Origin of the sequence: Microbulbifer okhotskensis (genome assembly GCF_023895975.1) — a bacterium.
Lineage (GTDB): Bacteria > Pseudomonadota > Gammaproteobacteria > Pseudomonadales > Cellvibrionaceae > Microbulbifer > Microbulbifer okhotskensis.
In genome coordinates this window covers 1-219 of the sequence record NZ_JALBWM010000564.1, presented here as the reverse complement: position 1 = coordinate 219, position 219 = coordinate 1, and the positions used below count along the sequence as shown (strand labels likewise).

Below are 219 nucleotides of genomic sequence, written 5' to 3'. Positions count from 1 at the left end.
ACAGCTTTATTGTCAATGGCGATAACGCGGCAACCAGCTACGACATCGCCTTTACCGGCCTGAGCACCGTGGATGCCGCCAGTGGGACGGACAGTGTTACCGGCGCCGATGGTGCCGACTGGATCCTGGCCGGCACGGATAATGAAGCGGTTAACAGCAGCATTACCTTCAGTGACGTCAATACGCTCACCGCAGTCAATGCAGACCTGATCGGAACCA

Annotated in this window: 1 protein-coding gene; it reads right to left on the bottom strand. The window is 57.1% G+C overall.

All coding sequences use genetic code 11. The annotated features are described in order from the left end of the window. On the bottom strand, window positions 1-219 hold a 219-nt coding region (locus tag MO867_RS23295; RefSeq protein ID WP_252473536.1), incomplete at both ends, for a hypothetical protein.